This is a genomic window from Methylocystis sp. sgz306128 (genome assembly GCF_056032725.1).
Genome location: NZ_JBVYWO010000023.1, coordinates 2,501 through 5,855, shown reverse-complemented (window position 1 = coordinate 5,855; position 3,355 = coordinate 2,501). Strand labels below are relative to the sequence as shown.

2 rRNA genes are annotated in these 3,355 nt (G+C 53.6%); both read right to left on the bottom strand.

Features of this window, described 5'->3' with window-relative positions:
- Window positions 1-21 precede the first annotated feature (21 nt).
- Window positions 22-136, bottom strand: a 5S ribosomal RNA gene (rrf, locus tag AC0N03_RS16665).
- A 174-nt stretch (window positions 137-310) separates the two neighbouring features.
- Window positions 311-3,226: ribosomal RNA gene (locus tag AC0N03_RS16660) — 23S ribosomal RNA — on the bottom strand.
- Between the last annotated feature and the right edge of the window lie 129 nt (window positions 3,227-3,355).

Sequence of the window (3,355 nt, the reverse complement as noted above, 5' to 3'; positions counted from 1 at the left end):
GGCACTTATTGTGATTTGCAGGCCTGGCAGCGACCTACTCTCCCATGTCTTGAGACAGAGTACCATTGGCGCGGAAGCGTTTGACGGCCGAGTTCGGGATGGGATCGGGTCTGATCGCTACGCAAAAGCCACCAGGCCGGCGAAGCACAATAAGGGAAGCAAAACTGGGTTTGGGATATGCACATTATTTGCATGAACGATGACGCTCTGATGTTCAGGCCCCTTTGAGGGGCAGTGTTTCAGGAGCGAAGCGGCGCGGCGCAGATGGGCCGCGCCGTATATCGGGAAGCATGGATATTGATTAATGGGAGTGATCAAGTCGATCGAGCGATTAGTACCGGTAAGCTGCATGCATTGCTGCACTTCCACACCCGGCCTATCAACGTGGTGGTCTTCCACGGCTCTCAAGGGAGTACTCGTCTTGAGGTGGGTTTCCCGCTTAGATGCCTTCAGCGGTTATCCCGTCCACACATAGCTACCCTGCACTGCGGCTGGCGCCACAACAGGTCCACCAGAGGTGTGTTCAACCCGGTCCTCTCGTACTAGGGTCAAATCCTCTCAATACTCCGACGCCCACGGCAGATAGGGACCAAACTGTCTCACGACGTTTTGAACCCAGCTCACGTACCACTTTAATCGGCGAACAGCCGAACCCTTGGGACCTTCTCCAGCCCCAGGATGTGATGAGCCGACATCGAGGTGCCAAACAACCCCGTCGATATGGACTCTTGGGGGTTATCAGCCTGTTATCCCCGGCGTACCTTTTATCCGTTGAGCGATGGCCCTTCCACGAGGGACCACCGGATCACTATGACCGACTTTCGTCTCTGCTCGACTTGTCAGTCTCGCAGTCAGGCTGGCTTATGCCATTGCACTCGACGACCGATTTCCGACCGGTCTGAGCCAACCATCGCGCGCCTCCGTTACTCTTTGGGAGGCGACCGCCCCAGTCAAACTGCCCACCATGCGCTGTCCCGGTCCCGGATGACGGGACACGGTTAGACATCCATGTAGATAAGGGTGGTATTTCAAGGATGGCTCCATGAGAGCTGGCGCCCCCACTTCATAGCCTACCACCTATCCTACACATGCCGACACGAATGCCAGCGCAAAGTTGCAGTAAAGGTGCACGGGGTCTTTCCGTCTGACCGCAGGAACCCCGCATCTTCACGGGGAATTCAATTTCACTGAGCTGACGTTGGAGACAGCGGGGAAGTCATTACGCCATTCGTGCAGGTCGGAACTTACCCGACAAGGAATTTCGCTACCTTAGGACCGTTATAGTTACGGCCGCCGTTTACCGGGGCTTCAATTCAGAGCTTGCACTCCTCCTCTTAACCTTCCGGCACCGGGCAGGCGTCAGACCCTATACGTCATCTTGCGATTTCGCAGAGCCCTGTGTTTTTGCTAAACAGTTGCCACCCCCTGGTCTGTGCCCCCGATACACACTTGCGTATGCACCGGGCCTCCTTATCCCGAAGTTACGGAGGTAAATTGCCGAGTTCCTTCAACGTCATTCTCTCAAGCGCCTTGGTATACTCTACCTGTCCACCTGTGTCGGTTTCGGGTACGGTCTCATGCGGGGGCTATTTCCTGGAACCCATAAGCCGCAAGTTCAATCCAATAAGAACTCACGACGGGCTGGATCCGTCACCACCCGCTGGCCCACGAATATTAACGTGGTTCCCATCGACTACGCCTTTCGGCCTCGCCTTAGGGGCCGGCTAACCCTGCGAAGATTAACTTTACGCAGGAACCCTTGGACTTTCGGCGATACTGTCTTTCACAGTATTTGTCGTTACTCATGTCAGCATTCGCTCTTCTGATACCTCCAGGAGCCCTCACGGGTCTCCCTTCACCAGCTTACAGAACGCTCCGCTACCGCTTGCCTTACGGCAAACCCAAAGCTTCGGCTCGTGGCTTGAGCCCCGGTACATCTTCGGCGCAGATACCCTTATTTAGACCAGTGAGCTGTTACGCTTTCTTTAAAGGATGGCTGCTTCTAAGCCAACCTCCTGGTTGTTTTGGGATTTCCACATCCTTTCCCACTTAGCCACGAATTTGGGGCCTTAGCTGTTGGTCTGGGTTGTTTCCCTCTCCACAATGGACGTTAGCACCCACTGTGTGTCTCCCGCATAGTATTTCCAGGTATTCGGAGTTTGGTTGGGTTTGGTAAGTCTGTAGGACCCCCTAGCCCATCCAGTGCTCTACCCCCTGGAATATTCGTGCGAGGAACTACCTAAATAGTTTTCGCGGAGAACCAGCTATTTCCGAGTTTGATTGGCCTTTCACCCCTAACCACAAGTCATCCGAGACTTTTTCAACAGGCACCGGTTCGGTCCTCCAGTGGGTGTTACCCCACCTTCAACCTGCTCATGGCTAGATCACTCGGTTTCGGGTCTAAAGCTACGAACTGAAACGCCCTGTTCAGACTCGCTTTCGCTGCGCCTACACCTATCGGCTTAAGCTTGCTCGCAACTTTAAGTCGCTGACCCATTATACAAAAGGTACGCAGTCAGGCTTTCGCCCTCCTACTGTTTGTAGGTATCCGGTTTCAGGAACTATTTCACTCCCCTCGTCGGGGTGCTTTTCACCTTTCCCTCACGGTACTTGTTCGCTATCGGTCGCTAAGGAGTACTTAGGCTTGGAGGGTGGTCCCCCCATGTTCAGACAGGATTACACGTGTCCCGCCCTACTCGTGGATATGAAAGATCTGAACCCATACGGGGCTGTCACCCACTGCGGCATGCCTTTCCAGACATTTCCGGTTGAATCTTCCATATCACTGGCCTGATCCGCGTTCGCTCGCCACTACTAACGGAGTTTCGTTGATATCCTTTCCTCCGGGTACTTAGATGTTTCAGTTCCCCGGGTTCGCTTTTAAACCCTATCTATTCAGGTCTAAATACCTTCTTATTGACCTCTGTTAGTGTGAAGATGTTCCTCGCATCAGCTCGGCGTCGCATTCGCTCCTAAAAATTGCTGACGCAATTTTGCGGAACCAAGCTTCAAAAAGCTTTTGTTCAAACAGAACCAAATCTTGATATGAACCGTGACGTTCAATCAAAATTCTTCACAATAACAGAGATCGAAGGTGGGTTTCCCCATTCGGACATTCCCGGATCAAAGCTCGTTCGCAGCTCCCCGGGACTTATCGCAGCGTACCACGTCCTTCATCGCCTCTTAGCACCAAGGCATCCACCAGATACCCTTAAGACACTTGATCACTCGCATTATCAATATCCATTCACGACACGCGCGCCCAACCGCAGGCCTGAGCCCGCAGAAAGACCATGTCGTCAGCCGTCCGAAGACAGCCCGTCCGCGATGGCAGATCATCCCCGCGCCTTAAACG